Origin of the sequence: Acinetobacter sp. 22512 (assembly GCF_052044755.1) — a bacterium.
Taxonomy (GTDB): domain Bacteria; phylum Pseudomonadota; class Gammaproteobacteria; order Pseudomonadales; family Moraxellaceae; genus Acinetobacter; species Acinetobacter pittii.
The window spans coordinates 579,278-595,680 of the sequence record NZ_JBQENP010000001.1; the positions used below are offsets into that span (position 1 = coordinate 579,278).

Below are 16,403 nucleotides of genomic sequence, written 5' to 3' on the forward strand. Positions count from 1 at the left end.
AAGATTGCGGCATATTGTAGCATGAACTTTATAATTAAACAGAATGAAGTTAGCTCAGTTTTAAATAAAAATGGCTCAAGTTTTATAAAAAATGAGCCATTGTTTATAAATCAATTAAAAAGCTCGTTTAAAGCTTATATTTTAAATTTCTCTATCATTAATTTTAGCTCTCGCTAATACTAAAAAAGTATTAAATATCAATGACTCTATTGAGCTGCCAGTAAAGACTGAACATTTCCAACAATATTATCTACATTATTACTCATCACCGTGCCATGGTCCCAGTTACCCGTCACATAACTATTAATTTTAGTGCCTAAGGTAGTGGCATTAAATATCAATAGATCAGTTGCTAATTTAGGTACTGTAGGATCAGCTATCCCTTGATAAATGATGATTGGAGTAGTGACTTTTACTTGTAACGGCTGCGAATCTTTTTCCAAAAACGTTTTAACTAACGGCACAGCCATAAAATTAGGTTGTGTACGTGTAAAGCCATCTAGTGTGCCATTATGGTCTTTAGCATAATTACTCATACCCTCATAAAAGGCTCCATACAATGGTCCTGAACAAAGGTTTTCTGCTTGTGCGGCAATACTTGAAATTTGTGAAGTAAAGACTTGTGAATAATTAAAGGCAGGTTGTGTGTTGCGAATGCCAGCTGTAACCAAAGCTGTATATGTATCAAGCTGTGCATAGGTTGCAATTTTAATATCTATCGGTGCATTCGCAACTTGCGCCTCTCCATCTACTAAAATACCCACTAGATTAGAAGCAGGTGCTACCGCTACTGTACCTTTATAGTCTAGTTGTGCACGGCTCGCATATTGTGCAGCACCTAATGCAGCATGCCCACCCTGAGAATGTCCTACTGTTAACCATTTTTTTGAGGTTAATAAATTACGTTGTGATAAATAATTACGTGCCGCAACCACGGCATCTGTAATTGAAAAAGCCTCACTTTTAATATTTAAAAATGGATGTATGCCTGGGGTACCCAAACCTTCGTAGTCAGGTGCGACCACAACATAACCTGCAGCTAGTAATTTACTAATTAAATCTTTTGTACTATCTGCTAAAGCTGCCTTACTTGGTGCGCAAGTATCTGCCACACCCGTAGTGCCATGTGCCCAAACCACAATTGGCCAACCGCCTACTGGTGGTGGAGTGTTTGGTGTAAATACCAAACTGGTTGCCTGCACTTCTTGACCACTTTGACCCAACATTTTATAAGTCAAAATACTACTTTCTGCGGCAACTGATCCTAAGTTGGTGCTTGTGTAAGCCTCGACTTTAACGACTGGATTTTGAATATTATTGGTTGGAGTCCCAGATGGATTAGTAGGAGCTGGGCCATCATCACTACTCCCTCCTCCACAAGCGACTAAAAATAAACTCGTGCTAAGAACGCTCGTTATTAATAGGTTCATTTTCATTGGTATATCTTCCCTTAAATTCCATTTTTGTTTTGCTTTAGTTTTTTAATCAACATTTCCTAATGTCTTAAAAATATTTACGCCTAATCTTTATTTTCCGCAAGTTCTATTGGATGAAATTAATCTCTGAAAACTTTATTTTTAATATAAATTAACGTTCTCGCTACTCTCAGACCTCACTTCATGTTTTAAAGTGGGTAGCCAACTGTTAACATTCTTGATTACTCGTGATTGATTAAAGGGCCAGTTATGCAAACCATTATTTTAGATACAGAAACACATACACTAAATGGTTTGCCTATTGAAATTGCGTATGCCCCAATTGAAATTAATGAAGGCAAGCTCACCTTAGATAAGAGCAAATTGTTTGATCAACTTTATCAGGTTAGTGCACCTATCTCTTACGCGGCTATGGCAGTACACCATATATTAGAGTCAGATTTAGAAAACCAGCCCCACTATAAAACTTTTAAATTGCCAGAGACTACAACTTATATTATTGGTCACAATATTGATTACGATATTGCCGCGATTGCTCGTTGTGGCGTGGATGTCTCTCATATCAAACCGATTTGTACTCTAGCTTTAGCGCGTAAAACTTGGCCTGATGCAGAAGCGCATAATATTTCTGCACTCATCTATATGATTTCTCAAGGCAGCGTTAAAGCGCGAGAATTGCTCAAAGGCGCGCACCGAGCCGATGCAGATATTATTTTGACTGCTAATATTTTGATGCATATTGTCTATCATTTAAATATTCAAGACATTGAAGAGCTTTACCGAGTTTCTGAAGAAGCACGTATCCCTACGACTATTAATTTTGGTAAGCATAAAGGCACAGCAATTGCTGAACTTCCTAAAGACTATATTCAATGGTTATTACGTCAAGATGAACTTGACGTCTATTTACGTAAAGCGTTAGAAGGCGCATTTTAAAGACTTAAATAGATGATATTCATCAATTCTTCATCATATTGTCATTTTTGAGTTTTATCGTTAACCCCATTTATATTTTATTAAAAACAGTACTGTTCAACCAAGAAAATTGGACAGTCTGATTTATTTTTTATTTGGGGAAGAATGATGGCTGGTTTTTATCGAACCAATTTAGGAAGAGTCGCGCTTCAACAACGCAACATTACTTTAAATGCAAAACAAAGACGTTTACTACTATTAATAGATCACGAAGATTTTCAAAATTTAAATAGCGAATTTAAAAAACGTATTGCATCTCCAGAGCTTATTCAACAGCTTATCGACTTAAAACTCATTGCTCCTTCTGGCGAAAATTATTCAGAATTAAATGAACAAATATATTTCCCACCATCATCCGTAACTACAATAGAAGCTCATCAAAAAAATATTATAGATGAGAATAAAAGTGACAATATAGTTAGTGAAATTCAGGTTACTCAATTACCATCTTTGCAATCTACAAATACTGAAAATACCCAGCCACCAATTCCAGTTCAACAGCTCTCTTTTGAAGAAATACAACAGTTGATGAAGCAAAGCTTGAGTCAATATTGTGGGCTTATGGCAAAACCACTTATTCAGAAAATAGAACAAATAAAAACGCTTCAAGAGCTTAAAATGTGCCAAATGCAATGGATTACCAGCTTACAGGAGTCGCGTATTCCGCCTAATGAGCTAGCACATACGCTCCATTCTATTAATTATTCAATTCAACTTATTCAACAACGCATCTAAAAAAAACAACAAGTTGCTGTTTAATTAAGCATTAAACCCACTTGTTACCTATTTCGTGCTTTACCTATTGGTGTTTTTTTCCTATGATGTGGCCCACACATGTGCGCTCGTAGCTCAGTTGGATAGAGTACAGGTTTCCGAAGCCTGGGGTCGTGGGTTCGATCCCCGCCGGGCGCACCAGTTTATATATAATAACTTCATAAATTTATCTCAATTTTATAAAATTCCGACTATTTTACTTGGTTTATTAATCATTATCGCTCAAAATATACCCCTCTTTCATAATGTGAGAATTTCATGACTGATGCTTTGGTTTTAAGAGATTTGTCCAAAACATATCGTAATGGTTTTCAGGCGTTAAAAGGTATTAACCTCACTGTGCCTGAAGGTGAATTTTATGCGTTGTTAGGCCCAAATGGTGCCGGCAAATCAACAACCATTGGTATTATCAGTTCCCTCACGAAAAAAACCGAAGGAACAGTTGAGATTTTTGGACACAATCTCGACACTCACCCATCCTTGGCAAAACAACAACTTGGCGTTGTCCCTCAAGAATTTAACTTTGGACAGTTTGAAAAAGCGTTCGATATTTTAGTCACCCAAGCTGGCTATTACGGCATTCATAAAAAGATTGCAGAAAAACGTGCCGAGCATTATTTAGAAAAGCTAGGCCTCTGGGAAAAACGCAATATACAAGCACGTATGCTATCAGGTGGTATGAAGCGCCGACTCATGATTGCACGTGCCATGATGCATGAACCTAAACTTCTTATTTTAGATGAGCCTACTGCGGGTGTTGATATTGAATTACGCCGCTCTATGTGGGATTTTCTAACCGAAATGAACGAAAGCGGTACTTCTATTATTTTGACTACACATTATCTCGAAGAAGCAGAAATGTTGTGTCGTCAAATTGCTATCATTGACCGCGGTGTCATTAAAGAAGACACCAGCATGAAAAGTTTCTTAAACCAGCTGAGTGAAGAGTCTTTTATTTTTGATTTGGCAGAACCCATTGCCCCACTCCAGTTAAATATTATTGGTGTGAAGTTCAACTTAATTGATAGCAGCACTTTAGAAGTGACAATGGATAAAGCACATACATTAAATGACTTATTCCAACTTTTAGAATCACAAGGTATTCGTGTTCGTAGTATGCGTAACAAATCGAACCGTCTAGAAGAGCTATTCGTCAAAATGGTCGAGAAAAATCTTGAAGGAGAGGCAAAATGAATTTTAGCCAACTGCAAATTGCCCTCTGGACTCTAGTTCGTAAAGAAGTACGCCGATTTCTACGTATTTGGCCGCAAACCTTGTTACCACCTGCGATCACGATGAGTTTGTACTTTGTCATTTTTGGTAATTTGGTTGGTTCGCGCATTGGACAAATGGGCGGCGTGAGCTACATGCAGTTTATCGTACCCGGCCTCATCATGATGGCGGTTATTACCAACAGTTATGCTAACGTATCTTCAAGTTTCTTTAGTGTGAAATTCCAAAAGAGCATTGAAGAACTGATTATGAGTCCCGTACCACTACATATTATTTTGTGGGGCTATGTCATTGGTGGTATTTGCCGTGGTGTATTGGTCGGAGCAATTGTGACGACAATGAGCATGTTCTTTACAGACCTCTTTATACATAACTGGTTCGTAACTATATATACAGTCTTAATTACCTCGGTTCTTTTCGCATTAGGTGGTTTTATTAATGCAGTTTATGCAAAATCATTTGATGATATTTCTATTATTCCAACATTTGTCCTTACACCTTTAACCTATTTAGGTGGTGTATTCTATGCTATTAGTGCACTTGGCCCTTTTTGGCAAAAACTTTCTTTAATTAATCCTATTGTGTATATGGTTAACGCTTTCCGTTTCGGCATTTTAGGTCATAGTGACGTGAACGTTACGTTCTCTTTAATCATTGTGACATTATGCTGTGCTGTACTTTACGGAATTGCCTACTATTTACTTGCTCGTGGTTCAGGAATGCGTGAATGAGTGTCGAACAGTCTTTATTGGGTAAAGAAACTCAATATCCAACTAACTATCAACCTGATGTTTTATTTCCAATTGCTCGTGCTCAGTCTCGTGAAGCCTATTCGCATATTGAAGGTATTACACAAGGTAAAGATTGGTGGCATGTTTTTGAAATTTCATGGTTAAACGCTCATGCTATCCCGCAAGTTGCTATTGGCAGAATTACACTGCCAGCTTCTTCACCAAATTTGATTGAATCAAAGTCATTAAAGCTTTACTTCAATAGCCTTAACTTCACACAGTTTGACTCTAAACAATCATTTATTGAAACAGTTGAAAAAGACTTATCGGCTGCGGCCGGTGCAAAAGTTGAGTTAACCTTATTTCAAGTAGATGATTTAGAGATTTCTAAACCTCAAGGCATTTGTATTGATGACTTAGATCCAGAGCGTTTAGAGCAACATCCAGATGCGACTCTTTTAAAACGAGATGCGTCTGATGAAGAAGTCGAAATTGAACTATATTCTCATCTTTTAAGAAGTAACTGCCCAGTCACGGGACAACCAGATTGGGGTACAGTTTTTATCCGTTTTAAGGGCAAAAAACCTTGTTATCGTAGTGTTTTAGCTTATATTATCTCGTACCGTCAGCATAACGGCTTTCACGAACAATGTGTCGAGCAGATTTTTGCGGATATTTGGCAAAATTTGCAGCCTGAAAAGCTGATGGTTTATGCAACTTATACTCGTCGCGGCGGACTTGATATTAACCCTTGCCGAGTATCGGATCTTTCATGGATGCCAAAACCGATTCGATTGGCACGACAATAAAACGAATAATTTGAGGATACACCATGCCGTTTTTTGGTTTTACCCCTTCTGAAGGCTTATTGAACGATATACAAACTGGAATTGCGAACAAAAATTCTAGTGAGCCTTTATACCCACTTCGCGATAAGATTGCTTTACAACTTAATGAAGAGATTATTGATAATGTCTTAATTCAGTTAGTTCAGCACTTCCCTGCAAGTGAAAAGCGCGATACTGCCGAAAAACTAGCAGGCTATGTCAAATCAACAGTCGCTGTTCTTTTAAAACAATTGTTAAGCAAAGCGCCAAACGATGTTGTTAAACAGTCAGTAGAGTTCTCTGAAAAAAGCTTATTTAAAGATCCACAAGGTCAATATAAAGTAGGTGTAACTCTAGATCCTAGCTTAGTCACTAATCTTCAGCATAACTTCACTGAGCTTAAGGCGGGTAACGATATCAATAAAGCTGCATTGGCTGAACTGTATAAACAGTTTGGAGATGCTATGGTTAAACATTTTATGTCTGATTTTAATAAGACATTAGACCTTGGCATGATCAAGCGTAAAGCAGCTGATATTGGTGCGGCAGCTGTAACAAAAGCAGTTCATATTGCGATCGACAAACTCATCCCTAGCTTAAATCGCACTGAACTAAAAGCGATGGCTGAATATCACGAAAGTCTATTCTTTAACTAATAAGAAATAGCCTATCGGAAACCTAGCGAGAGCTAGGTTTTTTTATTGCAAAATATTGATATACATTGCCATTAATCAGGTTTATGTTAGCATGCGCCAAGCACTGATTGACCTAGTTAACGCCGCATGTCTCCTAGCCCACAATATAAGTTTTTACGCCAAGCTCCTCGAGATGGTCTTAGCACCGCTATGCAACCATCAAGGTGGCAACAACTCCACATTGACCCGTGGTTATGTCTATTTTTGCTGTTAAATGCGCTATTAGGCTTAACGGTACTATATAGTGCTTCGGCGCAGGATGTAGGGCTGGTCAGTAAACAAGCCATGAGTTTTGGTATTGGCTTTTTAGTGATGTTTGGTCTAGCCCAAATTCCGCCTAAGGTCTATCAAGCGTTTTCCCCCTACTTTTATTTGTTTGGCCTATTTTCGCTTGTGGCAGTTATGGTATTCGGTGAAGTCCGAATGGGTGCTCAGCGTTGGATTGATATTCCCGGTTTCGGAAGTGTCCAACCCAGTGAGTTCATGAAAATCGGCATGCCGATGATGATTGCATGGTTTTTAGCACGAAAACCTCTTCCCCCTAGTTTTTCACAAGTTATTTTATCTTTAATGTTAATTGGTATTCCCTTTTTACTGATTGCAGAACAACCTGATTTAGGGACATCACTTTTAGTATTAGCAAGCGGTATATTTGTCTTATTTTTAAGTGGACTATCGTGGCGAATGATTGGTGCAGCTGCCGCATGTGCAGCAATTGTAATTCCAATTGCGTGGGAATTTCTTTTACACGACTATCAACGCCAAAGGGTTTTAACTTTACTTGACCCCGAGGCAGACGCACTCGGTACGGGTTGGAATATTATTCAATCTAAAACTGCAATTGGTTCTGGTGGTTTTTCAGGTAAAGGCTTCCTTGAAGGTACCCAATCACATTTACACTTTTTACCCGAAGGACATACTGACTTTATTATTGCTGCATATTCCGAAGAATTTGGACTCATCGGTGTACTTATTTTAGTAGTCCTTTATTTTGCCATTATTTTTAGAACATTCCAGATCGGTTTACAAAGCTTCCATAACTATGGACGTTTAGTTGCTGGCGCCTTTGGTTTGTCTTTTTTTGTTTATGTATTTGTAAATGCGGGAATGGTCAGTGGTATTTTACCTGTAGTAGGTGTTCCTTTACCTTTTATGAGTTATGGCGGAACAGCTATTATTACTTTAATGGCCACCTTTGGTTTAGTCATGTCCATTCATACACATCGATAATCTGGAATTTTAAAACGATATGTTGTCTCAACACTTAAATAAAACTTTAAAAATGCTCGCTTTGTGTACTGGCTTAATCAGTACAAGTCATTTCGCTCAGGCCAACGATTTTGCAACACATCCTGATTATTTGAATTTTAAACAAAAAACGATGAATGCTTATGGCTTAAGTAGCGATCAAGTCGATGCAGCCATGAGTGGCGCAAAAAATTTACCAAACATTCTAAATATTATGACTCGTCCGGGTGAAAGTAAGCCTTGGTATGATTATCGCTCTATGTTCTTGGTTGAAGGCACAATTCAACGTGGTGTCCGTTTTAAAAATCAATATGCAGATGCGTTAAATCGCGCAGAACAACAATATGGCGTATCTCAAGCTGTCATTTTAGGTATTTTGGGCGTTGAAACAGGTTATGGCGCAAATAAAGGTTCTTTTATTACACGTGATGCTTTAGCTACCCTTGCTTTTGGCTACCCTCGCCGTGCTGAATATTTTGGTGATGAGCTAGCTGCTCTTATTGCTTGGACTTATAAAGAAGGCTACCCAACAAATAGTATTGTTGGTTCCTATGCAGGTGCGATTGGCTATCCACAATTTATGCCAAGCAATATTAGTAAATATGGGGTGGATTATGACGGTAATGGACATATCGACTTAAGAAACTCAGCAGAAGATGCTATTGGATCAATTGCAAACTACTTAGCAAAACAAGGTTGGCAACGCGACCAACCGATCGGGTTTATGGCTCGTTACACTGGGTCAAATCCAGAAAGTATTATTGCTAAAGATTTAACGCAACCTTTCCCATATGGTGCATTAAAGACACTCGGTATTTCTCCATTGAATCCTTTAGTTAAAATTGATGATCTCGATATGGTGAATGTTATTCAATTACAAGACTATAATGGACCAATTTACTATTTAACTTACCCGAATTTTCAAGTGATTACGACTTATAACAAGAGCCGCATGTACGCTACTGCTGTATGGTTATTAGGCACCGAAGTAGCTAGCCGATAGGCTAGCTTTTTTATACTTTATGTAAAAGTCAATAAATATTTTTGTTAAATAGATCACAATACATACATTTTTAATAACTTGTTACATTATTGATTATTTTTCAACCTAAAACTGTAAGTTTTTGCCCTTTTTGTAAAGATTTCTCGTTAAAGACTAGACACTCTCCGTAACCGATGAATATTATCCACCCCAATATAGCAATTGCAAAAGTGAATAATAAGGCATGTTCACTTTAAATTTCAGTCAATGGCTGAAAGAAAAAAGTACATGTTCTCAGGAGTTTATACAAATGCAGTTATCGCTGAAATACGTTCTTGCACTGACGGCTAGTTTAAGTATGGCCCCACTGCACGCTGAAATGGTGCAGTCATCATCATTAAACAGTGATGTAGATGGTCCTAATCTAGCAGCACGTGTATTGAGTAAAGATACTCAAAACTTTAATTCTCGTTTTTCTAACATTAACAGTCTTTCAATCACTGAACGTTCTGGCGATCAAATCCGTCGTCAAGCTATCGCAGCAAAAATTGAAATCCCTGAAGATGAGCCTTCAGTGATTGAAAAACTTAACACAGTAGCTTCAAACACTGTTCGTAAGTTTAGCCAAACTGGTATGGCGTCTTGGTATGGCCGCCAATTCCATGGTCGTAAAACTGCAAGTGGTGAAACATTCGACATGAATGCTTTAACTGCTGCTCACCGTAGCCTACCGTTGAACTGTTACATTCGAGTAACGAATAAAGACAATGGTAAAAGTGTGGTTGTAAAAGTAAATGACCGTGGTCCTTTCCATGGCAACCGTGTACTTGACCTATCATACGGTGCAGCTAAACGTCTTGGTATTACCAATGCTGGTACAGCTAAAGTAAATATTGAGCGTGTTGATGGCCCAACTTCATAAGTTATAGCCTCTCGAGTTCATGTAAAAAGCCGCAATTTTTTCTGCGGCTTTTTTATATTTTAAGTTATCAAAATAATTCCTAACGTAAAGTTAAAAAATCCTCTTTTTTTGACCCTTATCCAGCTCTGAATTTGAATATTTTTTAAACAAAAAACTATGTTTATTTAATACCAGTTAATTTTACGTCTAATTTACGTTTAGAGCGTCTTTTTTAAATTTGCGCTACCCTAGTACCATTTTTCCAAAATAAAGGCTATTTATGGCGTTTTTAGAGTAGATGAGTAGAGCTTTTTCATACAATTTTCCCATCAATCTCAAAATTACGCTTTTTTAGATGATTTCATCATCTAGCAACACAGAAAAAATATTATGAAAAATCGCCCCATTCTTGTGGTCGAATTGTCCACCTTGTCAATCACACTCGCATTATTTTTTCGTTTGCCCTTTCTTAGGTATTTTTAATACAACGCTCCCTATAGTTGAATAGTGTTAGTTTCTTGTCGAGATCCTCAAGAACAGGCTAAAATATACTCACAAAAATAAATCGAAGTTAAAACAAGGAGTGTGCTACTAATGAAATCCATTACTGAATGGTTTGATGAATATAGCGAAAGTCATCAAAATCCAACCAATAAACAAATTCACTGGCTTTGCGTTCCCGCCATTTTATTTTCTATTATTGGAATCATTGCACATTTCAGCACATTGCTTACTGCTTTATTACTTGTGTTGACCTTAGTATTTTATGCACGTTTAGATCTTGTACTTGCTGTGGCAATGGCTGCTTTACTTGTTGTTATGGCATGGCTCATTTATACCCTACCTGTAGGAGTCGGGTTTTATATCGCTATTTTTGTGATTGCTTGGGTTGGACAATTTTACGGACATAAAGTCGAAGGCAAAAAACCTTCGTTCTTTAAAGATTTACAATTCCTACTAATTGGACCAGTTTGGTGTATGGATGCTTATCTCTCAAAAATCTTACCTAAATGGAAAAGCAGACAAAAACAAGCTCTTGCTTAAAGATTAACTTAAAGCTGAATCCTTTCGATTCAGCTTTTGCATGTTAGTAATTTATTAGAAAATTTATAAAATAAAAAAATCCTAAACTTGCTATCACACTTAAAAGAACTTTTTTTAGGTACATAGCGATTACAATACAAAAGATTGCTGCATAAATATAAGGATTATTTATCATGCCTCTTAAATGATTACCATCGAAAAAAATAACTGGAATACAAATTGCAGTTAACAAACAAGGTGCAGAATAGTTAAGCATCTTATTCAGAATAAGCGGCAGTTTAATTTTTACTTGAGGTTCTAAAAAATAATAGCGATTAAAAAAGACAATTGCTGCCAAGCCTAAAATCATAAACCAAGACATATTATTGCTCCTTACCTATTTTTTCAGTTAAAACAGCAATTAACATTCCCATCAACCCTGAAAGTAAAATCGCACCCTCAATGTGATAAAATTTAAATAAAAACCCACTTAAACAAGTTGTTAGCACACCAGCTATGACCGGAAATCCTTTACATAACGGCACAATCATGGCAATAAAAATAGCAACGATCGAAAAATCCAAATGGTAATTTAAAAGATCAGGTATCACTGTCGCCAGCAGTATTCCCACCAAACTAAAAGCAACCCAAAATAAATAAAAACACAGTCCAGCTCCGAGCAGATATTCCGAACTTCTTTTTTCAAATGGAGCACTCACCGCAAACAATTCATCTGTTAATAAAAAACCTAAACTCAATCGTTTAGGTAGAGATAAGATAGAAATGTCATTTCTTAAAGTTAATGCATAAATAAAATGTTGAGCCGTTAAAAAGAAAATAGTCAAATAAATTGTAAAAACAGATGCACCTTCCATAGCCATGCTTAAGCTAACCAACTGAGCAGCTCCAGCAAAGACGAGCCCAGACATTGCTAGTGCTTTATAGAAAGATAATCCTGCATGAATTGCCATAGATCCCGCTAAGATTGCCCACGGAATAACAGAAATTGATAAGGGCAAAATATCCATTGCGCCACGTAAAAATAAATAGGATGGCTTATTTTTTGAAAACCCAACTGGCTGATTAAGCTGAATATTCATATATAAAATCCAATATAAGAAACATCTCTATACCATGCTTGATGAGTGCCGACTTATATTGGATAAAATTGCTTTAAAACTAATTTATTTATATGTTCAAACTTACTACATATTGAGTGGGTGTGACGCCCATTGCTTTTTTAAAGTGACGGTTAAAATGGCTTTGGTCAGAAAAACCACATTGTTGTGCCACCATGGCAATTTGGTCCCCCTGTTTTAATAACTGTCTTGCTTTTTGTAAACGTGCTTGTACAAGCCAAGCATGAGGTGGCAAACCAACATATTTTTTAAATTGCCTTAAGAAATGCCAAGCGCTCAAGCCGACCATGTCAGCCAAATCTTGTAAAGAAAAGTTTGTTTCAGGCATTTCTACAAGTAATTCTTTAACTCTTAATATTTTTGAATATGCTTCTGGTAACTCACAAAAAGTATGATTTGATTTACCATGTCTCTTCATAAGACAAGCTAAAGTTGTTAAATACATCGTTTCTTTGAGCAGGAAATTATCTTTTTGTTCTAATAAATCAAAAAGTAAGCAAAGCTGTTGAGCCAAACCTAGGTCGCGAATCACGGCTTGAGGAAACCATGGTGCTCCATGTGGATTTTCAAAAAAATCCTGGCTAACTTCTGCTAACATTTCAGGTGTTGGATAGATCGCTCGATAACGCCACCCTGACTCAACAGCCGATGAACCAGTATGAATCTCGTCAGCATTGACTAGAATAATATCGCCTTTAGGAGCTACATGTAGCTGTCCCGTCCTAAAAAAAGACTGTGCTCCCTCTTCAATCACACCAATACAGTACCCTTCATGAGTATGCTTTGAAAACTGTGTTTGGTGATAATGTGCTTTTAATAACTCTAAACCGCCCAACTCTCGCACATGCAGATAATCGGCTTGCTCCCGCTGCATAAATACGTCTCATCTATTCAATAAAAAAACCATAGCATGTTTTAATAAACTGAATAGAACAAAATTGCTCTATGAAAATAATCTGATTAAACGTTCACGTGAGCTTTATTGATAGATCTGTCCGTCATGTTTAAGCCAACCACTTTCATGACGACCTTGTGGATCGTGATGAGTCCAATGTAGTACACCACCTTTCGGGTTGTATTCATATTCGCCATAAAACTCAACGATGTCACCTTTATTTAGATTAGAAATTTTAGGTGCCAAATCGATATTATGTGCAACCAAAATTGAAAGACCATTTTTTAATACTAGAATGAATTTCTGGTGTCTTGACCCATCATTATCATCTCTTAAAATTGCTTTGACTCGACCACTTCCCTGCACTTGAACATTACTTTGTCTCTGCTCATAAGCAGCTTTTACAGTGTCCACCCCATTATTTGAAAGTGTAGTTTCATTACGCTGAGCTGCGGGTATAGTTGATGATGGTGATTGATTTTGCTTATGCCCAGATAAATCTAGACCAAAATACGCAGCAATCAATAAAATAATCACACCAGCAATACTGAGATTTTTTTTATTTGTCATTGTATACCCTTATTTTAACTGAGATAAAAAAAGCCCCAATGGGGCTTTTTTTATTGTGATACGAATTACTTCGCAGCAGCTTGAGCAGCAGCAACTTCTTCAGCGAAGCTAAGTTCTGCTTTCTTCTCAATACCTTCACCAACTTCGAAACGTACGAATTCAGCAACAGTAGTACCAGTTGCTTTTAATACATCAGCAACTTTCTTGTCGTTGTCGATTACATACATTTGACGATCAAGAGCAACTTCGTTCAAGTATTTATCAACTGAACCAGTTACCATTTTCTCAACGATGTTAGCTGGCTTACCAGATTCTAACGCTTTCGCTTCAGCAATTTCTTTTTCTTTAGCGATAAGGTCAGCAGGAACAGCTTCAGCATTTACAGCTACTGGGTTGAATGCAGCAACGTGCATTGCAATACCTTTACCAGTATCAGCATCACCAGTATAAGAAACTACAACACCGATTTTTAAACCGTGTTTGTAGATAGCCAAGTTTTCGCCTTCAACGATTTTCGCGCGACGAACTTGGATGTTTTCACCGATTTTTTGAACAAGTGCAATACGAGCTTCTTCAACTGATTGACCGTCTGCTAATTTTAATTCAGCGATTTTAGCAGCATCAGTTTCACCAGCAGCTAAAGCAGCAGTAGCAACAGCTTTAGAGAAGTTAGAGAAGTTTTCGTCTTTAGCAACGAAGTCAGTTTGACAGTTAACTTCAACTAAAATTGCTTTGTTGCCTTCTTGAACGATTGTGATTGCACCGTCAGCAGCAATGTTACCAGCTTTTTTAGCAGCTTTAGCTTGACCAGATTTACGAAGGTTATCAATAGCAAGCTCGATGTCACCGTTCGCTTCTGTTAATGCTTTTTTGCATTCCATCATTGCAAGACCAGTACGGTCACGTAATTCTTTTACCATGCTTGCAGTAATTGCAGTCATGTTGATCTCCTAAAATCGGTAGAAAATAAATCTTTTCAACAAAAACGGCCCAAAGAAACTCTGGGCCGTTTGCACTCTCGACGCTTAATTTGCCACCATTACATGTCGCAAAAATGACAAGCCTGCGTCAAAACGCATTAAGCCTCAGAAGCGTCTTTCGCAGCGTCATCGCCTTTTGCTTGAGCGTTCGCTTGAGATTGAGCGTATTCTTTACCAGCAAGAATTGCGTCAGCCATAGCTGAAGCATATAGAGTTACTGCACGGATCGCATCATCGTTACCAGGAATAACGTAATCAACGTTGTCTGGGTTAGAGTTTGTATCAACGATACCGATAACAGGAATACCTAAGTTCTTAGCTTCTTTGATTGCAATCGCTTCGTGATCAACGTCGATTACAAATAATGCGTCAGGTAAACCACCCATGTTTTTAACGCCGCCTAAAGAGCGCTCAAGTTTTTCCATCTCACGAGCACGTTCTAAAGCTTCACGTTTAGTAAGCTTAGCAAAAGTACCATCTTGAGATTGAGTTTGAAGATCTTTTAAACGGTTGATAGATTGGCGAAGTGTTTTCCAGTTCGTCAACATACCACCTAACCAACGGTGATCTACATATGGTTGACCAGCGCGTTGAGCTTGTTCACGGATGATGTTAGAAGCAGCACGTTTTGTACCAACGAACAAAACTTTGTTCTTTTTGCTTGCTAATTGGTTAGCGAAGTTCAAAGCATCATTTAACGCAGGAACAGTGTGCTCAAGGTTGATGATGTGAATTTTGTTGCGCGCGCCAAAAATGTATTGACGCATTTTTGGGTTCCAGAAACGAGTTTGGTGACCAAAGTGCGCACCTGCTTGAAGAAGGTCGCGCATGCTTACGTTGTAATCTGCCATTTTCTTTACCTTAAAAGTTGGGTTAGGCCTCCATATATCCGCATTCTCCACCTTTTTACAGGCACCCAGAGTAATGTGACGATATATGTGCGGATTTTTTACTCCATCTATCAAAATTGTTCGTAAAAGATATTCACGAAAAGCATTTGATAAAATGGGCGGCTATTTATACCATAGACACTTGTAAATTACCAAAAGTTTTTAGAGATCATGAACAGTACTTATACAGCTCCACGTCGATTAATCAAAACTCCAGATGAAATTGAAAAAATGCGCATTGCAGGACGACTGGCGGCTGAAGTTCTAGAGATGATCAAGCCCCATATTAAGGCAGGTGTGAGTACACTTGAACTTGATACCATTTGTCGCAATCACATTGAAAATGTGCAGCATGCTATTCCTGCATGTGTAGGCTATGGTGGAGCTCCTGGGCGCCCTGCTTTTCAACACTCTATTTGTACTTCGGTTAACCATGTTGTCTGTCATGGTATTCCCTCTGAAAATAAAATTTTAAAAAATGGTGACATCCTTAATATTGACGTTACTGTCATTAAAGATGGTTATCACGGCGATACCAACATGATGTATGTCGTTGGTGGTGAAACTTCTATTTTAGCCAACCGTCTATGCAAAGTTGCTCAAGAAGCGATGTATCGTGGGATGGCAACTGTTAGAGACGGTTCATATTTAGGTGATATCGGCCATGCAATCCAAAAGTATGTCGAATCAGAACGTTTTAGTGTAGTACGTGAATATTGTGGTCACGGTATTGGAACTGTTTTCCATGATGAACCTCAAGTACTCCATTATGGTCAAGCTGGTACAGGTATGCGTCTGGAAGCAGGTATGACTTTTACAATTGAACCTATGGTAAATGCTGGCGTATGGCAAACTAAATTGCTAGGTGACAAATGGACTGTCGTAACGAAAGACCATAAACTTTCAGCTCAATATGAACATACTATTTTAGTTACCCAAACAGGCATTGAAGTCTTAACTGCTCGTCCTGAAGAAGACCTATCTCGCTTCAACCAATAATTTAAAAATCTTAAATAAAAGGCTACTTTATGTAGCCTTTTATTATTTATTATGTATTTTTTATTAATAAATCTTTCTAAATATAAACAAATATTTCAAAAAAAT

Annotated in this window: 19 protein-coding genes and 1 tRNA gene; 13 read left to right on the plus strand and 7 right to left on the minus strand. The window is 37.7% G+C overall.

From position 1 onward, the window contains the following. Nucleotides 1-21 precede the first annotated feature (21 nt). Complete coding sequence (locus ACTJJG_RS02795) at nucleotides 22-177, plus strand: hypothetical protein (protein WP_078225145.1); 156 nt, start codon at nucleotides 22-24, stop codon at nucleotides 175-177. A gap of 29 nt (nucleotides 178-206) precedes the next feature. On the opposite strand, the gene ACTJJG_RS02800 is transcribed toward ACTJJG_RS02795, so the two are convergent. Further along, the gene (locus ACTJJG_RS02800; protein WP_372552672.1) at nucleotides 207-1,436 is read right to left on the minus strand and encodes an alpha/beta hydrolase; all 1,230 of its coding nucleotides are present in this window, start codon (nucleotides 1,434-1,436) and stop codon (nucleotides 207-209) included. A 249-nt stretch (nucleotides 1,437-1,685) separates the two neighbouring features. Here ACTJJG_RS02800 and ACTJJG_RS02805 point away from each other — a divergent pair, with 249 nt between their 5' ends. The 11 genes from ACTJJG_RS02805 to ACTJJG_RS02855 all read left to right on the plus strand — a co-directional run bounded on the left by ACTJJG_RS02805 (nucleotide 1,686) and on the right by ACTJJG_RS02855 (nucleotide 10,846). Then, a complete protein-coding gene (locus ACTJJG_RS02805) occupies nucleotides 1,686-2,372 on the plus strand; it encodes a putative quorum-sensing-regulated virulence factor (RefSeq protein WP_032055433.1) in 687 nt (228 codons plus the stop codon). Between the two features lie 144 nt (nucleotides 2,373-2,516). Then, on the plus strand, nucleotides 2,517-3,146 hold the full coding sequence (locus tag ACTJJG_RS02810; RefSeq protein WP_078225148.1) for a hypothetical protein: 630 nt from the start codon (nucleotides 2,517-2,519) through the stop codon (nucleotides 3,144-3,146). Nucleotides 3,147-3,249: 103 nt separating this feature from the next. Then, nucleotides 3,250-3,326, plus strand: a tRNA-Arg gene (locus tag ACTJJG_RS02815). 117 nt (nucleotides 3,327-3,443) lie between these two features. Continuing rightward, on the plus strand, nucleotides 3,444-4,379 hold the full coding sequence (locus ACTJJG_RS02820) for an ABC transporter ATP-binding protein (protein WP_002118101.1): 936 nt from the start codon (nucleotides 3,444-3,446) through the stop codon (nucleotides 4,377-4,379). Continuing rightward, complete coding sequence (locus ACTJJG_RS02825) at nucleotides 4,376-5,149, plus strand: ABC transporter permease (RefSeq protein ID WP_440608911.1); 774 nt, start codon at nucleotides 4,376-4,378, stop codon at nucleotides 5,147-5,149. Before ACTJJG_RS02820 ends, ACTJJG_RS02825 begins: the two co-directional genes overlap by 4 nt. Continuing rightward, complete coding sequence (queF, locus tag ACTJJG_RS02830) at nucleotides 5,146-5,958, plus strand: NADPH-dependent 7-cyano-7-deazaguanine reductase QueF (RefSeq protein WP_014207239.1); 813 nt, start codon at nucleotides 5,146-5,148, stop codon at nucleotides 5,956-5,958. The genes ACTJJG_RS02825 and queF overlap by 4 nt, the downstream gene beginning before the upstream one ends. A 23-nt stretch (nucleotides 5,959-5,981) precedes the next feature. Continuing rightward, nucleotides 5,982-6,632: a hypothetical protein gene (locus ACTJJG_RS02835; RefSeq protein WP_002118229.1), complete on the plus strand. Its 651-nt coding sequence runs from the start codon at nucleotides 5,982-5,984 to the stop codon at nucleotides 6,630-6,632. Nucleotides 6,633-6,758: 126 nt separating this feature from the next. Further along, nucleotides 6,759-7,901, plus strand: a complete 1,143-nt coding sequence (gene rodA, locus ACTJJG_RS02840) for a rod shape-determining protein RodA (RefSeq protein WP_032055424.1) — start codon at nucleotides 6,759-6,761, stop codon at nucleotides 7,899-7,901. A gap of 19 nt (nucleotides 7,902-7,920) precedes the next feature. Further along, on the plus strand, nucleotides 7,921-8,922 hold the full coding sequence (gene mltB / locus ACTJJG_RS02845) for a lytic murein transglycosylase B (protein WP_005068218.1): 1,002 nt from the start codon (nucleotides 7,921-7,923) through the stop codon (nucleotides 8,920-8,922). A 289-nt stretch (nucleotides 8,923-9,211) separates the two neighbouring features. Beyond that, a complete protein-coding gene (locus ACTJJG_RS02850; RefSeq protein ID WP_002118141.1) occupies nucleotides 9,212-9,823 on the plus strand; it encodes a septal ring lytic transglycosylase RlpA family protein in 612 nt (203 codons plus the stop codon). Nucleotides 9,824-10,396: 573 nt separating this feature from the next. Further along, nucleotides 10,397-10,846, plus strand: coding sequence for an Mpo1 family 2-hydroxy fatty acid dioxygenase (locus ACTJJG_RS02855; RefSeq protein ID WP_002118194.1), 450 nt, complete (start codon nucleotides 10,397-10,399; stop codon nucleotides 10,844-10,846). A 43-nt stretch (nucleotides 10,847-10,889) separates the two neighbouring features. Here the strand turns inward: ACTJJG_RS02855 and ACTJJG_RS02860 are convergent, their stop codons facing one another. The 6 genes from ACTJJG_RS02860 to rpsB all read right to left on the minus strand — a co-directional run bounded on the left by ACTJJG_RS02860 (nucleotide 10,890) and on the right by rpsB (nucleotide 15,260). Further along, entirely contained in the window at nucleotides 10,890-11,207 is a 318-nt protein-coding gene (locus ACTJJG_RS02860; protein WP_069119443.1) for an AzlD domain-containing protein, read from the minus strand. 1 nt (nucleotide 11,208) lies between these two features. Further along, nucleotides 11,209-11,925 (minus strand): AzlC family ABC transporter permease, encoded by a 717-nt coding sequence (locus ACTJJG_RS02865; RefSeq protein ID WP_069119441.1) that lies wholly within the window; start codon nucleotides 11,923-11,925, stop codon nucleotides 11,209-11,211. A gap of 88 nt (nucleotides 11,926-12,013) precedes the next feature. Then, the gene (locus ACTJJG_RS02870; RefSeq protein ID WP_057062045.1) at nucleotides 12,014-12,838 is read right to left on the minus strand and encodes a helix-turn-helix transcriptional regulator; all 825 of its coding nucleotides are present in this window, start codon (nucleotides 12,836-12,838) and stop codon (nucleotides 12,014-12,016) included. Nucleotides 12,839-12,943: 105 nt separating this feature from the next. Further along, on the minus strand, nucleotides 12,944-13,429 hold the full coding sequence (locus tag ACTJJG_RS02875; RefSeq protein WP_032004591.1) for a DUF3465 domain-containing protein: 486 nt from the start codon (nucleotides 13,427-13,429) through the stop codon (nucleotides 12,944-12,946). 65 nt (nucleotides 13,430-13,494) lie between these two features. Next, nucleotides 13,495-14,370 carry a translation elongation factor Ts gene (gene tsf / locus ACTJJG_RS02880; RefSeq protein ID WP_002118238.1) on the minus strand — a complete coding sequence of 292 codons (876 nt, stop codon included), beginning with the start codon at nucleotides 14,368-14,370 and terminating at the stop codon, nucleotides 13,495-13,497. A gap of 137 nt (nucleotides 14,371-14,507) precedes the next feature. Next, on the minus strand, nucleotides 14,508-15,260 hold the full coding sequence (rpsB, locus tag ACTJJG_RS02885) for a 30S ribosomal protein S2 (RefSeq protein WP_002118204.1): 753 nt from the start codon (nucleotides 15,258-15,260) through the stop codon (nucleotides 14,508-14,510). Nucleotides 15,261-15,470: 210 nt separating this feature from the next. Between rpsB and map the strand changes: the two genes are divergently transcribed. Then, nucleotides 15,471-16,298, plus strand: a complete 828-nt coding sequence (gene map, locus ACTJJG_RS02890; RefSeq protein ID WP_002118165.1) for a type I methionyl aminopeptidase — start codon at nucleotides 15,471-15,473, stop codon at nucleotides 16,296-16,298. The last annotated feature ends 105 nt before the right edge of the window (nucleotides 16,299-16,403 follow it).